We start from the raw sequence: 17,275 nt of genomic DNA on the forward strand, positions 1-17,275 counted from the left end.
GGAAGCGATGGGGTTGCTGGTAATGACAACTGAAGCGGGACAGGACCGAGCCATTGGCCGTGTAGAAGGCAAGCTCGACCAGATCATCAAGGATATGGATCGGGCGCGGGATGATCGGAAACAGCAATACGAGAAGCAAGAAAAGACCGATCGAACCTTGGACGAGGTCATGCGCAAGCTTCGTAGCGTGGACAACCGCCTTGAGAAGGTTGAGGAGCCGGTAGCAGATTTCAACCGCTGGCGAGAGCGAGGTGTCGGCGCAATCATGCTCGTTTCGTTCGTCGCCGGCGCAATCATGCTCGTTTCGTTCGTCGCGGCATCACTTGGCGGTTTGCTGGTGACGTTCGGTAAAAAGATTTGGGCTGCTATCGTCGGCTGATCATTCGTTCGGGGCGGTTCCCGGCTCACCTATGTTTTCATTTTCTCTTTATTTCACACAGCGCTGCCCTAGATTAGGTCGTCTTAAGCTGGATAGAGGACGTGCTTAAAGACATATATCGAATAGTCATTGTAGATAGTTTGGTTTCCGAACCATTTAGCGCTCAGTCATTGGCGCCATACTTGCCGCTAATTGATGAAAAGAGAATTGCGACTTTTCTCAGGTTAAACGCGTCCGAAAATTCGCATAACCGGCATGCATTCTTCATTCGATATTATCGGGGATGGTATCGTTTTAATTATTTGAGGTTGGAGGATATTGCAGCTTCAGGCAAATAAAGGCCCCACGTATCCCAATGTCGCGGGGCCACGCAAGTGGTCGTACCCCAGCTTCCTCCAAGCTGGGAATTTATTATACTATCAAGAAACTGATATTCTTAAAGACGATTTTCACTCTTCCGGCTCAGTCCCAGCGTAACCGTTCGCCATTCCAGCTGCTACGACCCTAATAGCATTGGCCGTTTCCATTTCATGCCAGCCTGCCGCCTTGGCCTCGGCAATCAGGTCTGGAATGCCGGGTGTCGATTTTCCAGCAAGTGCAGCAGCTGCGTCAGCTTCAGACGTACCTGATAAAGTTGCTTGCTCGATAAGATCAGTAATGCCTTGTGCTACAGCCTCTTGGCAATCCACATCTCGGTCTGGATAGAAGCCTGATTGTTTTGGTCCTAGCATGTAATCCTCCTGCTCAAGGAAGAACGCGCCAAACGTCTAAAGGCTCCTAAAAGAGCGAAGTCTGCTCTTCATTATCGTTGCTTGGCGTCAGGTCGATTAGGTCAGCATCTGGCAAAGGCTTCTGCATTTCCTTGGCTTCATCCCACGGAGCGCGCAGCCACACGTCTATTTCTTCGGTGGTGCGTAGAATGACCGGCATTGCTTTTGGGTGAACCGGCTTGACCACGGCGTTAGGCTCGGTTGTCAGGAATGCGAAGATATCGACCTCGACCGGGCCCTCTTTCTTCTTCCGCACACCTTTCCATGTCGTCCAGATACCGGTGAATGCAAAGAGTGGCTTTTCCTCGTTGAGAGCGAACCAGTGCAGCGGCTTGCGCTTTGTCTTCGGATCTGGCTCTTGTCCGTATTCAGAGAATGAAGTGGCTGGAACGATGCAGCGGCTTTCGACGCCTTGCCAGCGCCGCCAATGGGATGACTTTAGATTTCTGACGTTCGTGACGCCTTTATCGATTTCCGTTTTCAGAAACTCACGGGGCGTCGGCATGCCCCAGCGCAACATCGTAAGCTCTGGGTCGTCAGCTTCGACGTTCCGAAGTACTGGCGCCGGATAATCTGGATACACATCAAGCTGCGGATCAACACGGTTCGTCACGTCACCGAACTTCGGGAACAGACGGCGCATGGCCTCATGATTGGTCGTGATGTTATATAGATTGCACATGCGCTCCTCCTGCTTGAGGAAGAATAGCGCGCATTTTACCGGCGTCCAGCCAGTGCCTCTTCGCCTTCTTGTTTATGGGCGCGGCAAAACCAGAGCTGCCCATACTTGGTTTTATATCCAAAGGATCCCCATGCCTTGCAGCCTTCAGCATCACACCAATGCTCAAAAAGCTTTCCGGGCTTGGACACGCGACCGTTATCACCACCATAACCGCTCATGCTAAACCACCCACAAAGCCGCTCATTTCTTTAAGGCGCACCATGGATAGGCGCATCGGTCCATTGCAGCCCCGGCGTTTGCATACGGCCTTTTTCTCGATCTCATCTAGATAAAGTTGCGAGCGGTCTTTTTCTTGGCAGAGCATTGTTCGATCCGTATAGGCGAGGCGGTTACATTTGCGGCATATCAATTCGAGCTTCTGATCGTCTGCCAGATCGCCAACCTTGACTGTTGTTTTCCAGTTTCCCATTACCAGAAATCCTCGGCGCTAGGGATCCGCGTGTAGCTGATCTTGCCACCGACATGACCGCCTGCCGGTGGTTTCCATTCACCCATGCTGACAATCGTGCCGGAATATTTCGAGTTGAGTTTATCAACTGCCCCGTTGGCGCGTTCCCATTTCTGGCGCAGCTCGTCGTCATTATCGAGCAAATCAATCTGCCGCTCGTCGGCTGGTGACAGGTCGTAAAGTGTGACGCCAACCCGAAAGATCTCGACGCCTTTCGGAAAGTCTTTTCTGACGTTCTGCCAGAGTGCATGCAGGCCGGATAAAATGGCTTGATCATCATTGACGACAGAAAGGTGATGCTTGCCAAACCATGAGCCGTCACGGATCGACAGCCAGAGCCATAAGCCCCCGGCGTAATAGTTCTCTCTGCGCAGGCGACGGGCAGCTTTCGTGAGCAATAGGCGCGATATCTCATATGCGCCGTCAATCTTGCGAGCTTCGGGCGGTAGCACTCGACCGTGGCCGAACATGCCGCGCTGCTGCTCTGGCGCTTGGATGTCATATCCGTGCAGCGCATACCAAAGCCGCTCGCCATTCACGCTGTTCCAGATTTTGCGCATGTGTTTCGGTTGAAGCGCATAGAGCTGCTCGGTGCTGTAAACCCGATTTCGATAAAGCCGCTTTGCCATGCTCGACCCGATGCCGGGAATATCCTCCAGCTCGACCTTAAGCAATGGCGCGGGCATCGAGGCGGGCCGCCATATCGCAAGGCCGTTGCCATAGCTTCCGTGTCGCTTGCTTTCTTCTTTGCCAGCCTTGCAGGCGATCTTCGCCAGCTGGCGGTTGGCGGCAAAGCCGATTGAACTGGTGATGTATGGGCCGATGTTGTCAGCAATCGCAGCTTTTATCCTTGCTGCGAGCAATTCAGGATCTCGCTTTCCGCTGTCATCGAGAACGCATGTCAGTTCATCGATGCTCTTTGCGGTGTCGATGGCGATCACCGTTTCGATCTCGCAGAGCAGGGCGTTATGTGCTCGGCGGTAAAGGTCTGGCTTTTGCGGAACAAGTACAAGATCCGGACACACCCGCAATGCGTCCTTGATCGGCATCACGTTCTTGACGCCTTGCGCCTTAGCTTCTTTCGAGCATGCAATGACTGCTGTGCGGTTTGTGCCTTCAAATGGAACCACACCTATCGGCCTGCCGCGCAGGCGCTTGTCGCACTGCTGTTCGACTGATGCGAAAAAGCCGTCGAAATCGAGGTATAGCCGTTCAATCGCCTCCGGCAGACGCATTACAAACTCCAGAAAACAGGGCGAACGAAACCTGCCTCGCGCACAGGGGTGCACAGGAACATATTCCGCTCAATGTGGATATGTTCCTAAAATGTTCTCATTTGGAATAAGAGTCAATCCGCCTTTTTGCGGTTGTGGAAATCCGCCCTTAACGGGGTGGCTATCGGTGGCAAAACACCGAAAAGCGGCGGTCTTCGATTGGCGTCTAGCCCGCCCGGCATGACGGTAGGTCAAATGCCACACCCCGACCCTTGCGGGCGCGGGCATACTGGCCTCTACAGGTTAATAAAAATGCAAGAAGGTTTTTCTTTTACGAGCGTTCGTCCAGTGTCTCCGGCTGCGAGCTACATTGGCGGAAAGAAGCAACTCGCGCAGCGCGTGACATCTGTCATCGAGCAAATCCCGCACGCTGTCTATGCAGAACCATTCGTTGGTATGGGTGGCGTGTTCTTCCGCCGTCAGCTGATCGCCAAATGTGAGGTTATCAACGATGTGTCTGGCGACGTGATTACGCTCTTTCGGATCTTGCAGCGACATTATCCGCAATTTATGGAAACGCTAAAATTCCAGATCACATCTCGTAAGGAATTTGAGAGGCTCAAAGCTTGCGATGCCTCAACGCTTACGGATCTGGAACGCGCTGCACGGTTTCTTTACCTCCAGCGTCTGGCATTTGGCGGCAAGGTCAACGGACGCAACTATGGCGTAGATACGGGCGGATCTGCTCGCTTCAACGTCAACCGCCTTGGCGTATTGTTGGAAGAGATCCACGAACGTCTCGCAGGCGTCCAGATCGAAAATCTGTCTTGGGCAGAATTCATTGATCGGTATGACACTCCGGGAACGCTGTTCTACATGGATCCGCCATATTTCGGTTGTGAAAATGATTACGGCAAGAACGTCTTCAGCCGTGACGATTTCGAGAGGATCGCCAAGCGGATGCAGGATATAAAGGGACGCTTCCTGATTTCCCTTAACGATACACCTGAAGTGCGATCAATCTTCTCGGCGTTCAAGATCTGCGATGTGTCGCTGACCTATACCGTTGGTGGCGGGCAGGCGAAACCAGTCGGTGAAGTTCTCATCATGGACCGAAAGCTGCCTGCTGTAGCGAATATGCCCGAATAACGGGCAAAGCCTATAATCTGACCTTTTGGAGGCATGGGCTTGCCAGAAAAGAAAACCGCGTTAAGATTATGAGCGTTGATCTCCGGATATCAATTATGAAGGCCCATCCAGCACCGTCATCTCGCTGGGTGGGCTTTTTATGTTGCCCCGGCGCTCTTCCCAAAACACCGGGGCGGCACGGTCGTTCGTGAGTGCGTCTCCGTAGCGCAAACTTTAGCCTTGAGAAGGCCGGATAACATGTGAATAGTCATTGGTGGCATATTGGCCGCGGCTATCACGTACATTGTGAGTGGCGGGCTAAAGGCGCTTTAAGCGTATCGGTCAGATATTTCGCTTACCCAGCATTAACCTTGATCGCATTTACTACGTTGGCTGGCTGATCCAATCCGCACAGCTTCTAAGCCAGCGTCCTCCCTAAAACCCGCTCAGTTCAATGCTGGGCGGGTTTATTTTTCGTCAGAACTAAGGCTAGGTCAAAATCCAGAGGCTTTTTTAACTGCTCGATATTCAGCTTTATTAGAAAATACGCTATTGGGGCGGGACATACCTGGTCCGAATATCATCACTTCGGCGCCTTTACTGTAATTGCGCGCGCTATAGCCAATACTAAAGTCTTCCTGCTCGCAATCCTTATAAATATTCTTTATCTCAGACACGTTATCGTAGGATACAAACCATTTGTGATCCTTTATTGCTTTCACTCGTTCCGCTAAAGCAACGTGATCATCGTGAGAAAAGTGGTTTTGATATAAATAAGCGCCCTTAACGTAGTAAGGCGGGTCAATGTAAATCAGGCACCTCTGATACACATTACTGAGATGGTCCGTGAGGAAAACGGAAGCATCGAGATTAGTAACGTTAATACGCGACCTATAAAATCCAATTCGTTTAATACGTGAAACAAGTTCCTCTTTATTGAATCTGCAATCTAACTTCCACTCGCCCGCTTGTAGTACGCCACCAATCATTCCCCCATTCAGGATACCTGATCGGTTGGTACGATTTAAGAAAAAGGTGGAGAAACCAATTTCTACGATGCTACGATTGGTGTGGTCTTTCTTAATATCACGCTGGATGCGCCAATTGTCGACAGACACTTCTGTTTCAAGAATTTTTGATATCAATTCGTCCGTGTGATCAACTGCGGCTTTCCAGAACGAATAAACCGCGAAATCCAAGTCATTGATATGTATCTGTTTCACTCTCTCCGAGAAAAGGAGTGACAGGGCTACAGCGCCTCCACCTGCGAACGGTTCAGCGTAGTGTCCGCCTTCGAGGCCATTCATCTGCAGAAGGGCCTCGATATAGGGAGCAAGTTTTCCCTTGCCTCCGGGATATCTCAATGGAGAATAGTTTGCCATTTTTACCTCGCTGGAATGAGGCGTAACATGTGTTGTCGCGCTCGGCCAGCGTTATTTTCCATTGACTTTAAGGCAAGCAAAGAGTGCTTGAAAATAGGGGTGCAGGCGATCCCAAACTGTGATCAATTCGCTTGGAGCTGGCAAAGCCTTGTGGTCGTGAATCGCTTTATTTAACTGATCGAGAGAATGTGCGTGGCTTTTCGTTCCATTAGCAATATCACGGGCATAGGCAAGGGTTGCATCCTTTTTGTTAGGATCCAAGACGTGGAGAGCTGCTCCAACCTTTTCTTTAAGCTTGATGCCTTGATCCAGCCAGCCTCCAGGATTCCTGCAGGTAACGCTCATATCTTCTAGAAAAACCATAGTGGCCTTTTCCGTGAAGATGCGTATCATTGCCGATCCAATGTGGGGATTGCTTTCGACTTTCAACTTGCGAAGCTCGTTATAGAGCTTGTTGAGGGCATTATTCTTAATACTTAAACCTTTGTCCGCTAAGGTCTTTCTGTCTCGAACTGGGTTTGCTCGTGGAGTGTTCGTTCCTGTTGAGCTTTTACTATTCGCGGATGCCGCTCCGGCGACAGACGCTCCCCCCGTGGGCGCTCCTCCAGTTCCTCCCGAACCGCTTCCGCCCGACGTTGAACCTGTAATCGTATTGGTTGTCGATAAACTGGATGCCTTGGGCGATTGCTTTTTCACGCTGAGGTGAGCATACCTATTAACGAAATCGGTTTGGGCATTTGCGTCATCGACTGCGCTAACAATGAATCTCTTATCAGCCATATCGGTGATCATTGTTTTGAGTAGCGATATGGCGGCAACTCGATTTCCGTTCTCGGCTTTAACAGAGTTGCTTTTCTGATCAAACGTTATTCCCAAAACCGGTCCAAACTGTGCTGTTGCTAATACGCGTTCGACCGTTGTAGTTTTCGATGCAATCCCTTCGAGAAGTACATTATCATCGTGTCCTTCTTTGGCGATTTCAGAAAGCGCAATCATCCATCGGGGAGGTCGCCCTTCTGTCGCGTCAGCTCTAGCTGTTGCGATGGCGCCCCACTCGATAGTCCCTTTGCCACCCATGGCATTGTAATGTTTACGCTTTATCCACTTGTAAGCCTCTTGCCTATCAAGAATTACGCAGTCAACTTTCTGGATATTCAAGGCGAGGAATGAAGGACTTAAATCGCGAAACGTTGCGTGAGTTGCGAGATTTATCGCAAGCGACGGATTAATGAGAGTTTTCAAGGCGGTTAGGCGACGGTTGCCTTCGAGTACAATGTATTGGTTGGGATTATTAGTATCTTCTGTCACGATAAGACGAACCGAAGGATCTAATCCTTTGAGATCAACTATGTCTTCTGCTAGCGCGGCAACTTTGTGATTTTTCTCATCGGATAGAAGCACAGTAATAGCCTCTCGTTCCGTCTTTACTTTCTTGTGTCGAAAATTTTCTACATCAAGGGAAATCGCTGAAATATCGATATCCATTTGCCCCTCCGAAGACTCACCCAGTTAAGCATTTGAACGAGTTATATCAATTTGCAGTTGATAATCTAGATGGCGGCGGGCAGGTCAAGCCTGTCGGTGAGTTTTAAGCCAATGCTTTAGCTCATCTGACACTCAATTTCCTCTGAAATGGTGTCAGCGGCTGCCACAAGAACGGTATCGAGACGGTGAGTGTACCGGCTTGTTGTGCCGCTTCCTGCGTGTCCGATTATGGCTCCGATGGTGTTATCGGAATAATTTAGATCGGCAGCGATAGACGCATAACTGTGGCGAAGTGTATGAGCGGTGACGCCTATCAACCCGGCCATAGTCATGATTTTTTCAATCAAATCATCCAGTGAGCCGATATGATCAGATGGATTTCTTATGCCGGGTAGTACCCATCCGGTTGTTATGTCAGACCTGATTTCTTTCAATACTTCAACTGCAGCCTTTCCGATCGGTCTGACAGAAGCGCCTGTTTTACTGTCGCCAAGTCGAAAGCATTGTTCATCAAGACTGACTTCTTCCCATCGGAGCTTGACGATTTCGCCCAGGCGACAGCCTGTGAGCAAGAGTAGCTTAGTGCCGATTATGCCCTGCCATGCGACGGCGTCAGCGTTGCTCAGTGCCTTGCCGATGGCTTTAAACTCGCTGGCGACCAGTCGCCTTTCTCGGCGTTTGTCGGCTGGTCTTTTAACCCCTTGCGCCGGATTAAATTCAATAATGCCTTCTGACACGGCATAAGAGAGGATGCCGCCTAGTAGACCTACTGTGCGAGCGGCAGTTCCTGCGCCACCTGAAACCACAATTTTCCCTCTCGCTTTATCAGACTTTCCTTCGAAAGCTGTCTTGCCAACTGTTACATCTCTGATGAATTTGGATATGTCAGATCTCTTCAGGTCAATGACAAGAGATTTACCGAGAAGCGGTTTGATGTGGCGCTCGATCCGGCCTGTATCCGTATCTAGAGTCGATGACTTTTTGGGTTTACCGGACCGACCAAGAATTAAGCCCTTCTTGGCAGCCTTCAGATAATTGTCGCATAGATCTGTCACCGTCAGCGAGCTGCGCCGTGTTTGTCTCTCAAGCAGTGGATCTTCTTTTTGCAAAACAATCCCGCCAAGTGTTTCGATGGCAAGTTTGCGGGCTTGCTCGGTCGTGATACTCCCGTGCCGACCAATTGTCATACGGCGCCGCTTGCCTTCAGGCGTGCGATAATCGACGAAATATGTCTTTGATCCAGCCGGATTGACGAATAAACCGAAGCCTTTAAGATCGCTATCCCAGACCGTATATTGCTTCTCACGCGGATCTGCGCGATCCACAATCGTTTTTGTAAGCTTCGCCATTTCACCCCTGCCTTAGCGATTCTACTCACTGAATACTCACCATGAAAATGGAAAAACGTGAAGGTGCCCGGAAACAGGTTACGGCATGTTACGGTTGCAAGTCATTGAAAACGATGGAAGAAAGAGTGATAAAGAAATTTTGCGAAGCTAAGAGAAATCGTTTCCGTATGCTCTCCGAAGGCAGAGGTCACAGGTTCGAATCCTGTCGGGTGCGCCATGAAATCAATGACTTATAATTGCTTCTGCCACTGCTCACAGGTTCAGGTAAACCTAAAATTTTGAGGTAGAAGCCGCGCTATTCGTGAAGAATCACGACAATTCCAGCTATTTATAGGTGCTATTTAAGTGTCCTACGTTGTTTATCGTTAATGACGAGGGCAGCCGCCTTGTCTCGTTCCAAGACTCACGATCTATTACGCAGAAATTATACAGGACAAGGTGATATGGCTCAAAAAAATGCAGTTAAAGCTCCAGCTATGATGGCTGTTGCAGGAGTAATATTCTTAATTGGTGGCTTTTATCTCCAGTTTAGCGCGTCAGGGGTTTCTTCGGCTGATCAGATGCGTTGTGAGCAGAATGTCAAAAATCTCTACAAAGACAGTGCCGAGGCGCAACAAACACTCACGCCAACATGCAATGAGCCAGGCGTTGTTGCCATGATGGATGCAAAGGCAAACGGATCAGGCGCATTCGACGCAGCGGCAGCAATAGCTTCGGCTAATCAGTCTGAAATCGGTTCAGGCGCTTTGGGTTATGGGCTCATGGGCGTGGGCATCGCACTTTTGATTTCAGGACTTTTTGGCCTGTCTCGCGCTAGAAAGCTTGGCTAAAATCTATCAATAAATGCCAGCTGCACTTGAAGTCGGCATTTGACCGCTGACTGTCAGGCGAGGCGGGTATGCGCAAAACGGGTTCCTGCCTTGGTTTGAATGTGCTTAAAGAAGGCACGAAGTTTATACAGGAGCTAAATGTGCATTCTTTCGGCAAGGTAGCCATAGCCAGTGCGATTGCTATTCTGATGGTTTCTCCTGCACTTGCGGATGCAAAGACGGATTCACTTCAACTCAGGAAATCCGTAGTTGAAGGGTTGTTTACCTATATCGAACTGGGTGAGAATTCTGACGGGCGTTCGAAGGCGCTCGGCATTGCGATGGAAGAGAAGGTGCAGGTACCTGTTGCCAAAGCACAGTATGAATGGCAGGAAATTGCGAAGAATAGCTCCGATGCTGGCGCATATGAGGCGTATAAGATGTGCGATACAGCAGCCAGTTCGCTTCAGAATATTGTGAAGATCATTGCGGGTTACATCAAAAGCGACAGCACTCAAGAGCCGGAATATGATTCCGCTCTGACCAAACTGGGTGCTGATCTTACCGAGTGCGAAAAGGCGCTCGATGTGCAGCTGACCTTCTAATCATTGATACAAGATATATTGGTAGCGGCGCTCGAATTGCGAACGCCGCCATTTAAAAAATTATTTCAGGTCAGCGAGAATATCGTCATAGACCTTGCAGGCGCTTTCAGGATCTGTTGTGAGCTGCGACTGCGCACCGGAAAGCTTCTGTGCTACTTCGGACGCTTTCTGTGGATCCTTGGCAGCGAGTTCCTGCATCTTCGTGGCAAACTCTGTTGCCTTTGCACTTACTTCTTCAGCTGTGCAAGCGAGCGAAGGTGAAGCAGCGGCCATTACAACAGTGATGGCAAGAAGGTATGCTTTCATTGTTCGTTCCTCGTGACTAGTCAAAGTTATATTAGACAATCCCGTATAATGGCCTGAATATAAAAGTGAAATAAGCTGAAAATCACATAGTATGTGCGAGATTAACAATAAACCTGCGATCATCCATCGGGATGCGCTATGAGGGCTGTGCGAATATTCGGATACCTCAATATCCACCAGAATGAGAGTAAATCTAAATAGATCAAAATAATTGTCGATACTCGACTATTCAGCTTTGTTTCGTTTTTAATATCTGACTTTTGCGCTTATTGAGCATCTATTAATTAAGCGTATGAGGAGATGATATGCGTCATATTCCAACAGCTATTGCCGGTTTTATTGGCTTAGCCATTTTGAGTGTCATTCTAGGGTCCTGGTATACTGTCGATGAAGGTGAACGAGGCGTTATTCTCCGTTATGGAGCAGTTGCTGGCGTTGCCCAGCCGGGACTTGGCTTCAAGATTCCCGTGATTGACTCCGTAGTCCGGGTTTCTGTGCAGTCCAAGGCCGCAATTTATAATGGTATGGAAGCTTATAGCCGGGATCAGCAGCCTGCCACGATGAACCTTTCGGTAAATTACCGTATTCCGCCAGATCGTGTGGAAGAAGTCTATGCCACCTATGGCGGCGAAGATGGGCTCTTGTCTCGTCTGGTGGAGCGTCGCGTATTTGAAGAAAGTAAAACGGTTTTTGGTCGCTTTGCTGCCATGACGGCTATCCAGGAACGTGGTCGGCTTAATCAGGAAATCGCAGATGCGATCCAGAAGAGTGTGAGCGGCCCAGTCATTATCGACAGCGTACAGATCGAAAACATCGATTTTTCTGATGCATATGAAGCAAGCATTGAGCAGCGTATGCTGGCCGAAGTGGAAGTTCAGCGCCTTCGCCAGAATGCTGAGCGTGAAAAAGTACAGGCAGAAATCACCGTTACGCAGGCCAATGCGCAGGCAGATGCACGGCGTGCCGATGCTCAAGCACAGGCTGATTCCGTACGTTTGCAAGCACAGGCCGATGCAGAAGCAATTCGCTTGAAGGGTGACGCAGAGGCGCAGGCTATCAAAGCACGCGGTGATGCATTGCGGGACAATCCAGGTCTGGTGTCTCTAACGCAAGCTGAGCGGTGGAATGGCCAGCTACCGACGACCATGCTGCCGAACGGTTCAATCCCTATGCTGAATATCACGCAAGAATAATTCGACATTTGATACGTTGGCGGGTCGAAAGGCCCGCCATTTTTGCGAACATAAGCCAACGGGAACGCGCGAATCGGAAGCTTCACGTTCACATTATCTAATTAATCTATATGGCTAATAATAAACGAAACTTTGTTTCCAAACATTCTTCTCTTGAGAGAAGAATGGCGCGAGTGACGGGGCTCGAACCCGCGACCTCCGGCGTGACAGGCCGGCACTCTAACCAACTGAGCTACACCCGCGCATTGTTCTGATGTTTTTCAATCAGGAACGCTGCTCATGTATTCGGGAAGTGGAGCAGCGTCAATCGTTTCTACGCTTAAGACCATAAAAAAGTTCGGATAATTCTAATTTAGGTCTGCATTTGTGGAAAACACCTGAAATCCGCTCCCTCAGGTCATGGGTAAATGATCATCTGGTACTGAATTTAAGTAAAAGCGGCACCCCAAAGTGTGTGCCGCAAATGAGATTCGCTGTTACTTGACGGATTCGCCGGTCTTAGGATCGATTTTGATTTCGACCTTCGCGCCATTCTTCATGAAATATTCGATTTCATAATAGCCGCGATCATTCCAATCGACTTCATCGATGTATTGCACATCGGCGGTCTGTTCGATCTTGGCAATGATTTCAGAGAGCTTTGCACCCTCTGGAGCCGCGGCGAAAGCGCCGGCAGAAGTTGCTGTGAGAAGAATGGCTGCGAGCATGGTGCGCATGAAGAACTCCCTTCGATTGATATAGTTTCTAGGTAAGGCCTGAAACGCACATATCAAGGTGGTGCTTCGCCAAAGACTCTTATTGCCACGAGCCAAAGTGTGTCTGCAGAAAGCAGCCAAACACGAGGAAGGCCAATATGGCCAGGGCGATCAAGAGTATTTTCATTTTTTGATCATCCGCATTGTTCAGATCACATACAAGAAAACTGTATGTGATCTGAACCTGTCAGATTGATCGGTTTCAGGAAATGATTTCGATCAACGGTTACGATTATCGACCGAAAATGCGCCAGCACCGGTCGCCACCAGTGTCAGGAATACGAAGCAGAAAAGAATGGCTGCATCGCCGCCATTGGCGACAGGGAAGAAGCTCTTTGGGAAGTGTGCCATGAAATATGCAAAGGCCATATGGCCTGAAAGAATAAAGGCGACGGGACGTGTGAACCAGCCCAGGAAAATCAACGCGCCGCCAACAATTTCCAGAAGCGCCGATGCAAGCTGAATAGCAGACAAGCTGTCAGGGCCCGCGATTGGGAAGCTGAACGCTTTCTGTGTCCCGTGCTCAAAATAGAGCAGCGCTGTCACGATACGTAGGATGCCAATAGCATAGGGTTGATATTTATTGAGCGAGCTTGGTTCTGCCATCAGTTTCTCCAAATATGAGTTTTAAATTCAACAAACTCATGAAGCCAGAAATGTGGGAAAATGCAAGCAGTCGCTAATTTTTAATCCGCGCAAACCTATCTAGCGACAGCGAGATTGACCGAGTTTCACCTCAAACTGGCGAGGTCCAACCGTTCCATTTTTCATCGGTTTGGGGACAATATTCGCTCTGAGAGAACAAGGTCCGGCAATGATCTGATATTGATCTTCCTTCTGATAGATCACTTTGCTTATCGGATACTGCGGAAGCGCGGCTGCGGCGGCCTCAATGACAGCGGTTAGCTCTTTTGCACGTTGATAGTTCGGAGCAAGTGCTGCTTGTGAACTGGTGGTGATGAGAAGCAGGGAGAGAGTGCCGAGAGCTAATTTCAGTCGCGCCATGGTGTTCTCCGTCTATAACAGCATAAAAATAAATGGAGCGGGTAGCGGGAATCGAACCCGCGCATTCAGCTTGGGAAGCTAGGCCGTGTGGACGGATTTGATTAAGATGAAAGCAGAAGCGATTGCGACGATGGATCGGAAGTTTCTTGCTGTTTTCTCGCAGCGTAATGCGACACGTTTGAACCGTTTGAGCTTCCCCATCATTTGTTCGATACGTGCGCGACCTCGATAAAGCGCCGTGGCAAAATGCTTCGGAATATTACGCCTGTTTGATCTGTAAGGGATCACAGGGATAGCGCCAGCCTTTCGCGCAATCTCTCGATTAACGTCGCTATCATAGCCTTTGTCAGCAATGATAGCGCGGTGCCTGACTTGAGGGCCCGTGTCCATGAGGCTTTCAAACTGTTTGCTATCGGAGGCTTCGCCTCCGGTCAGTTCAAAGCCAAGGGGCTGACCATTTCGGTCGGTTTTCAGATGGATTTTGGTTCCGAACCCTCCACGAGACCGGCCGAGCGCTTGACCTTCCTGCCCCCTTTAGCGCCTGCTGCAGATACATGGGCGCGAATGACGGTGCTGTCGAACATAGCGATAAGATGAGCGCTTTCATCAAGCCCAGCCAAAATGGAAAAATAGTCCTCGAAAACACCTGCTTTACCTAAACGGTCAAAACGCTTCCATACGCTGTTCCAGTTACCAAACCGCTCAGGCAAAGCCCGCCATGAGATGTTGTGAAGGGTGAAATAATGCAACGCCTCAAGGAATAGGCGGTCATTTTTAGCTTTCGCGCCAACGGCTGGCAGACAAGTCCGAAAAACCTCAAGTGCCAGTTCATAGTCATTTTCTGTCATCTTGGTGCACATTACTGACCTCCAAATCACGTCAGCAATATGTGAATCACGTCGAGAGAAAGTCTGGAACCGGAAAACTTATACCTGAGTCAATTCGTCCACACGGCGTAGCAGGCTACCATTACATCATACCCGCCCAGTATAACCTATCCTAGCAAGACGCAGGTCAGCACGCCAGTGCTGTTGGAATACTAGCGCCGCAATCTTATCTTTATCGGTTCCAATCATTAATAGGCGTAAGAAGATTTCATCGCGGTTCCCATTGATATCCGTAAATCCGTCGCCATTTGCGGTACTCAATATTTAAACCGAAATTTCCAACAGGTACCTATGGCCACATCTTCCAAGCGCCGAGCATTGCTGATCGTCAATCCAAAAGCCCGCAACGGCAAAGGGTTCAATGCCGACATGCGCGGGATACTCGAGCGCGGCGGCATTTCTCTCATTGAGAAGACTGCGAAGGGGGCTGAAACCATTTCTGATGTCATCCGTTCCAATAGCGAAGTCGATTTGGTGATTGTCGGTGGCGGCGACGGTACATTGAACGCAGCCGCACCTGGCCTCGTCGAAACGAAGGTGCCGCTTGCCATATTGCCGCTTGGCACGGCGAACGACTTTGCTCGCACAATCGGCATTCCCGCCGACCCCACAGAAGCCACGCGGCAGCTGCTCACTTATGAACAGCATCCCATCGATCTTGGTGAAGTGAATGGCCACCTCTATTTCAATGTGGCGAGCATCGGCTTTAGTGCTGAACTCGCGCAGAAACTGAGTGCTGAGGCCAAGAAAAAGTGGGGTAAACTCGGCTACGCCATTGCGGCTGGCCGTATTCTGATGCGTTCAGAGTTGTTCACTGCCTATCTCGAACATGATGGCATTACAGAGCAGATAAAGACGCTGCAAGTTTCGGTCGGAAATGGCAAGTTTTACGGCGGCGGCATGGCCGTCGAAAAAGATGCAGCCATAGACGACGGCAAGCTCGACTTTTATAGCCTCGAAGTTGACCATTGGTGGAAATTGTTGCGTCTGTTACCCAGTTTGCGTCAGGGAACACAGTCAAAGTGGGACGACGTTCGTGCATTTCCCACGACTGAAGTTATCATTCGCACCAAGAAGCCAAGGCCAGTAAACACAGACGGTGAACTTTCAACCTGGACCCCAGCTCACTTTCGCTTGCATCGTGAAGCGGTCAACGCTTACAGGCCATTCTCATTCTGATAAAAAATGGCCCGCTCTTTAAAGAACGGGCCCAATTCATGACGTTAGGTGACTGGCTCGGAGGTCATAAGAGCCATAGATGAAACGGGCGAGGAGCCCAATCGTTCCATCATCAGAAGAAAAAGTACCAGATAAACAGAACAGCGATGAATGGTACGCCGAGAAGCCAAAGGATTAGTGCACGGAACATATTGTCTCTCCTTCATGTTGTAATTTCAACGATCTGGCAGGAAATTGGTTCCCATAATGATTATGTTCACAACTGCTTCGGTTCGACTCATTTCAGGGGATTTGCAAAAACTTTAATGATCCGTCAATAATTCAGTGACATCACTAATTTCTAAAAGATACGATCGGCCTTACGGTCATAGTTAGTGTATTGCGGGCGTGTGGCGTATGAGTTCAAACGGGTGGCGAAACCGTGCTAAGAATGCAGATCTATCGATGATGCGTCAAAAGCGCGGATCGACTGCTGTGTTGACATTCATGGCGCTGGCTGTGGTTTTGGCGGGTTGCGCAAGCGCCCCGCAGCCGAAATCGTCGAAGAAAAAGCACCCCAAAGAATATTTTGCCGAATCCAAATATGGCGTGAAAGCCAGCCCACGTGTCACCAACCTTCAAGGCAAGCCATTGCCACGTGGTGGTGGCCGCGATCAGGTCGGTAAACCTTATCAGGTCAAGGGCCGCTGGTATTATCCAAAAGAAAACAAGAATTACGCCTCAACGGGTCGTGCTTCCTGGTATGGCAGTGCTTTCCACGGTCGGTTGACCGCCAATGGCGAAATCTATGACATGACGCATCTGACGGCAGCGCATCCAACGATGCCGCTGCCAAGTTATGCGCGTGTCACCAACACTTACAACGGCAGTTCAATTATCGTTCGAGTGAATGATCGTGGACCATTCGAGCGTGATCGCGTGATTGATCTATCGCAGAAGGCTGCTGAGTTGCTGGATTATCAGCATCACGGCACGGCCGATGTGAAGGTTGAATATGTAGGGCGTGCGCCTCTTGATGGACAGGACGATGCGTATCTGATGGCATCCTATCGTCCAGGAAATGGGGATCCGATTGGACAGCCGGCGACCGGCGTCATGATGGCCATGAATGCGCCAACGCCGACACCAGCCGGAATTGCGGCGATGCCGGTTCCACCGTCTTCTCCATTTGAGGTCAATCCGGCTTATGGCGATGGCGAGACACCGTTGCTCCCTGCAAATGTTCCGGTTCCTTCACAGCGACCAGCTGGTAGTTTCGGCGTTGCGACTGCGGCTCGTATTGGCGGACTTGGTTATGCTTCCGACCGTATGGCAGCCTCTGCCTTCGCCGAAGAGCGCACCTATGGCAGTATCTTGACCGCAAGTGCGGTTTCGGACGCCTGGAAGCGTAGAAATGCAGAAGAACAGCGTGAATATGTCGAGATCGGTGTTTTTAACTCGCTGGACGATCTGACGAAGCTGGAAAAATCTCTGCCGCGCACTGCACGTGTGACACGCACCAAGATACCTACGGAGCAGGGCGACGTTTATGAGCTGACGGCATTTGCCGAAAAGGGCAATAACGACGATTTGCTTCGTGCGGCGTGGAAAGTCGGAGCAACAGACGCCTTTGTTGTTCGTGCCGACTGATTTTGGCCGG

At 49.9% G+C, this 17,275-nt stretch carries 21 protein-coding genes and 1 tRNA gene; 7 read left to right on the plus strand and 15 right to left on the minus strand.

From position 1 onward, the window contains the following. The first annotated feature begins 22 nt into the window (after window positions 1–22). Window positions 23–379, plus strand: coding sequence for a hypothetical protein (locus CES85_RS14455; RefSeq protein ID WP_157743463.1), 357 nt, complete (start codon window positions 23–25; stop codon window positions 377–379). 449 nt (window positions 380–828) lie between these two features. Here CES85_RS14455 and CES85_RS14460 read toward each other — a convergent pair whose 3' ends face one another. The 5 genes from CES85_RS14460 to CES85_RS14480 are packed head-to-tail and all read right to left on the minus strand — an operon-like array spanning window position 829 to window position 3,574. After that, complete coding sequence (locus CES85_RS14460) at window positions 829–1,110, minus strand: hypothetical protein (RefSeq protein WP_095446600.1); 282 nt, start codon at window positions 1,108–1,110, stop codon at window positions 829–831. Window positions 1,111–1,156: 46 nt separating this feature from the next. Next, complete coding sequence (locus tag CES85_RS14465) at window positions 1,157–1,831, minus strand: SOS response-associated peptidase (RefSeq protein WP_095446601.1); 675 nt, start codon at window positions 1,829–1,831, stop codon at window positions 1,157–1,159. A gap of 35 nt (window positions 1,832–1,866) precedes the next feature. Then, window positions 1,867–2,049, minus strand: coding sequence for a hypothetical protein (locus CES85_RS14470; RefSeq protein ID WP_095446602.1), 183 nt, complete (start codon window positions 2,047–2,049; stop codon window positions 1,867–1,869). Further along, window positions 2,046–2,300 carry a hypothetical protein gene (locus CES85_RS14475; RefSeq protein WP_095446603.1) on the minus strand — a complete coding sequence of 85 codons (255 nt, stop codon included), beginning with the start codon at window positions 2,298–2,300 and terminating at the stop codon, window positions 2,046–2,048. Before CES85_RS14475 ends, CES85_RS14470 begins: the two co-directional genes overlap by 4 nt. Further along, the gene (locus CES85_RS14480; RefSeq protein WP_095446604.1) at window positions 2,300–3,574 is read right to left on the minus strand and encodes a Y-family DNA polymerase; all 1,275 of its coding nucleotides are present in this window, start codon (window positions 3,572–3,574) and stop codon (window positions 2,300–2,302) included. Before CES85_RS14480 ends, CES85_RS14475 begins: the two co-directional genes overlap by 1 nt. A 291-nt stretch (window positions 3,575–3,865) precedes the next feature. On the opposite strand from CES85_RS14480, the gene CES85_RS14485 reads away from it, so the two are divergent. After that, window positions 3,866–4,702 carry a DNA adenine methylase gene (locus CES85_RS14485; protein ID WP_095446605.1) on the plus strand — a complete coding sequence of 279 codons (837 nt, stop codon included), beginning with the start codon at window positions 3,866–3,868 and terminating at the stop codon, window positions 4,700–4,702. A 473-nt stretch (window positions 4,703–5,175) separates the two neighbouring features. Here the strand turns inward: CES85_RS14485 and CES85_RS14490 are convergent, their stop codons facing one another. From CES85_RS14490 to CES85_RS14500, 3 genes are all read right to left on the minus strand, one after another. Next, window positions 5,176–6,063 carry a DNA adenine methylase gene (locus CES85_RS14490; protein WP_095446606.1) on the minus strand — a complete coding sequence of 296 codons (888 nt, stop codon included), beginning with the start codon at window positions 6,061–6,063 and terminating at the stop codon, window positions 5,176–5,178. Between the two features lie 51 nt (window positions 6,064–6,114). Continuing rightward, window positions 6,115–7,548: a hypothetical protein gene (locus CES85_RS14495; protein ID WP_095446607.1), complete on the minus strand. Its 1,434-nt coding sequence runs from the start codon at window positions 7,546–7,548 to the stop codon at window positions 6,115–6,117. 116 nt (window positions 7,549–7,664) lie between these two features. Next, a complete protein-coding gene (locus tag CES85_RS14500) occupies window positions 7,665–8,897 on the minus strand; it encodes a tyrosine-type recombinase/integrase (RefSeq protein WP_095446608.1) in 1,233 nt (410 codons plus the stop codon). Window positions 8,898–9,283: 386 nt separating this feature from the next. Here CES85_RS14500 and CES85_RS14505 point away from each other — a divergent pair, with 386 nt between their 5' ends. Continuing rightward, on the plus strand, window positions 9,284–9,727 hold the full coding sequence (locus CES85_RS14505) for a hypothetical protein (protein WP_244923295.1): 444 nt from the start codon (window positions 9,284–9,286) through the stop codon (window positions 9,725–9,727). 68 nt (window positions 9,728–9,795) lie between these two features. Further along, the gene (locus CES85_RS14510) at window positions 9,796–10,311 is read left to right on the plus strand and encodes a hypothetical protein (RefSeq protein WP_244923296.1); all 516 of its coding nucleotides are present in this window, start codon (window positions 9,796–9,798) and stop codon (window positions 10,309–10,311) included. Window positions 10,312–10,371: 60 nt separating this feature from the next. On the opposite strand, the gene CES85_RS14515 is transcribed toward CES85_RS14510, so the two are convergent. Continuing rightward, window positions 10,372–10,617 (minus strand): hypothetical protein, encoded by a 246-nt coding sequence (locus CES85_RS14515; protein ID WP_095446609.1) that lies wholly within the window; start codon window positions 10,615–10,617, stop codon window positions 10,372–10,374. Between the two features lie 305 nt (window positions 10,618–10,922). Between CES85_RS14515 and CES85_RS14520 the strand changes: the two genes are divergently transcribed. Continuing rightward, entirely contained in the window at window positions 10,923–11,810 is an 888-nt protein-coding gene (locus CES85_RS14520) for a prohibitin family protein (protein ID WP_095446610.1), read from the plus strand. 165 nt (window positions 11,811–11,975) lie between these two features. Here CES85_RS14520 and CES85_RS14525 read toward each other — a convergent pair. From CES85_RS14525 to CES85_RS14550, 6 genes are all read right to left on the minus strand, one after another. Further along, window positions 11,976–12,052 (minus strand) — tRNA-Asp (locus tag CES85_RS14525). A 234-nt stretch (window positions 12,053–12,286) separates the two neighbouring features. Further along, window positions 12,287–12,526, minus strand: coding sequence for a PepSY domain-containing protein (locus CES85_RS14530; protein WP_095446611.1), 240 nt, complete (start codon window positions 12,524–12,526; stop codon window positions 12,287–12,289). Between the two features lie 258 nt (window positions 12,527–12,784). Continuing rightward, a complete protein-coding gene (locus tag CES85_RS14535) occupies window positions 12,785–13,171 on the minus strand; it encodes a DoxX family protein (protein ID WP_095446612.1) in 387 nt (128 codons plus the stop codon). A gap of 99 nt (window positions 13,172–13,270) precedes the next feature. Further along, window positions 13,271–13,570: a hypothetical protein gene (locus CES85_RS14540; RefSeq protein ID WP_095446613.1), complete on the minus strand. Its 300-nt coding sequence runs from the start codon at window positions 13,568–13,570 to the stop codon at window positions 13,271–13,273. Between the two features lie 78 nt (window positions 13,571–13,648). Beyond that, window positions 13,649–14,050 (minus strand): IS5 family transposase, encoded by a 402-nt coding sequence (locus CES85_RS14545; protein WP_084486908.1) that lies wholly within the window; start codon window positions 14,048–14,050, stop codon window positions 13,649–13,651. After that, complete coding sequence (locus CES85_RS14550) at window positions 14,041–14,430, minus strand: transposase (protein ID WP_095444932.1); 390 nt, start codon at window positions 14,428–14,430, stop codon at window positions 14,041–14,043. The genes CES85_RS14545 and CES85_RS14550 overlap by 10 nt, the downstream gene beginning before the upstream one ends. Window positions 14,431–14,748: 318 nt before the next feature. Here CES85_RS14550 and CES85_RS14555 point away from each other — a divergent pair, with 318 nt between their 5' ends. Next, window positions 14,749–15,636 (plus strand): lipid kinase, encoded by an 888-nt coding sequence (locus CES85_RS14555; protein ID WP_095446614.1) that lies wholly within the window; start codon window positions 14,749–14,751, stop codon window positions 15,634–15,636. 444 nt (window positions 15,637–16,080) lie between these two features. Beyond that, complete coding sequence (locus CES85_RS14560) at window positions 16,081–17,265, plus strand: septal ring lytic transglycosylase RlpA family protein (protein WP_235901948.1); 1,185 nt, start codon at window positions 16,081–16,083, stop codon at window positions 17,263–17,265. Window positions 17,266–17,275 lie beyond the last annotated feature (10 nt).

The sequence above is a fragment of the Ochrobactrum quorumnocens genome (assembly GCF_002278035.1).
Lineage (GTDB): Bacteria > Pseudomonadota > Alphaproteobacteria > Rhizobiales > Rhizobiaceae > Brucella > Brucella quorumnocens.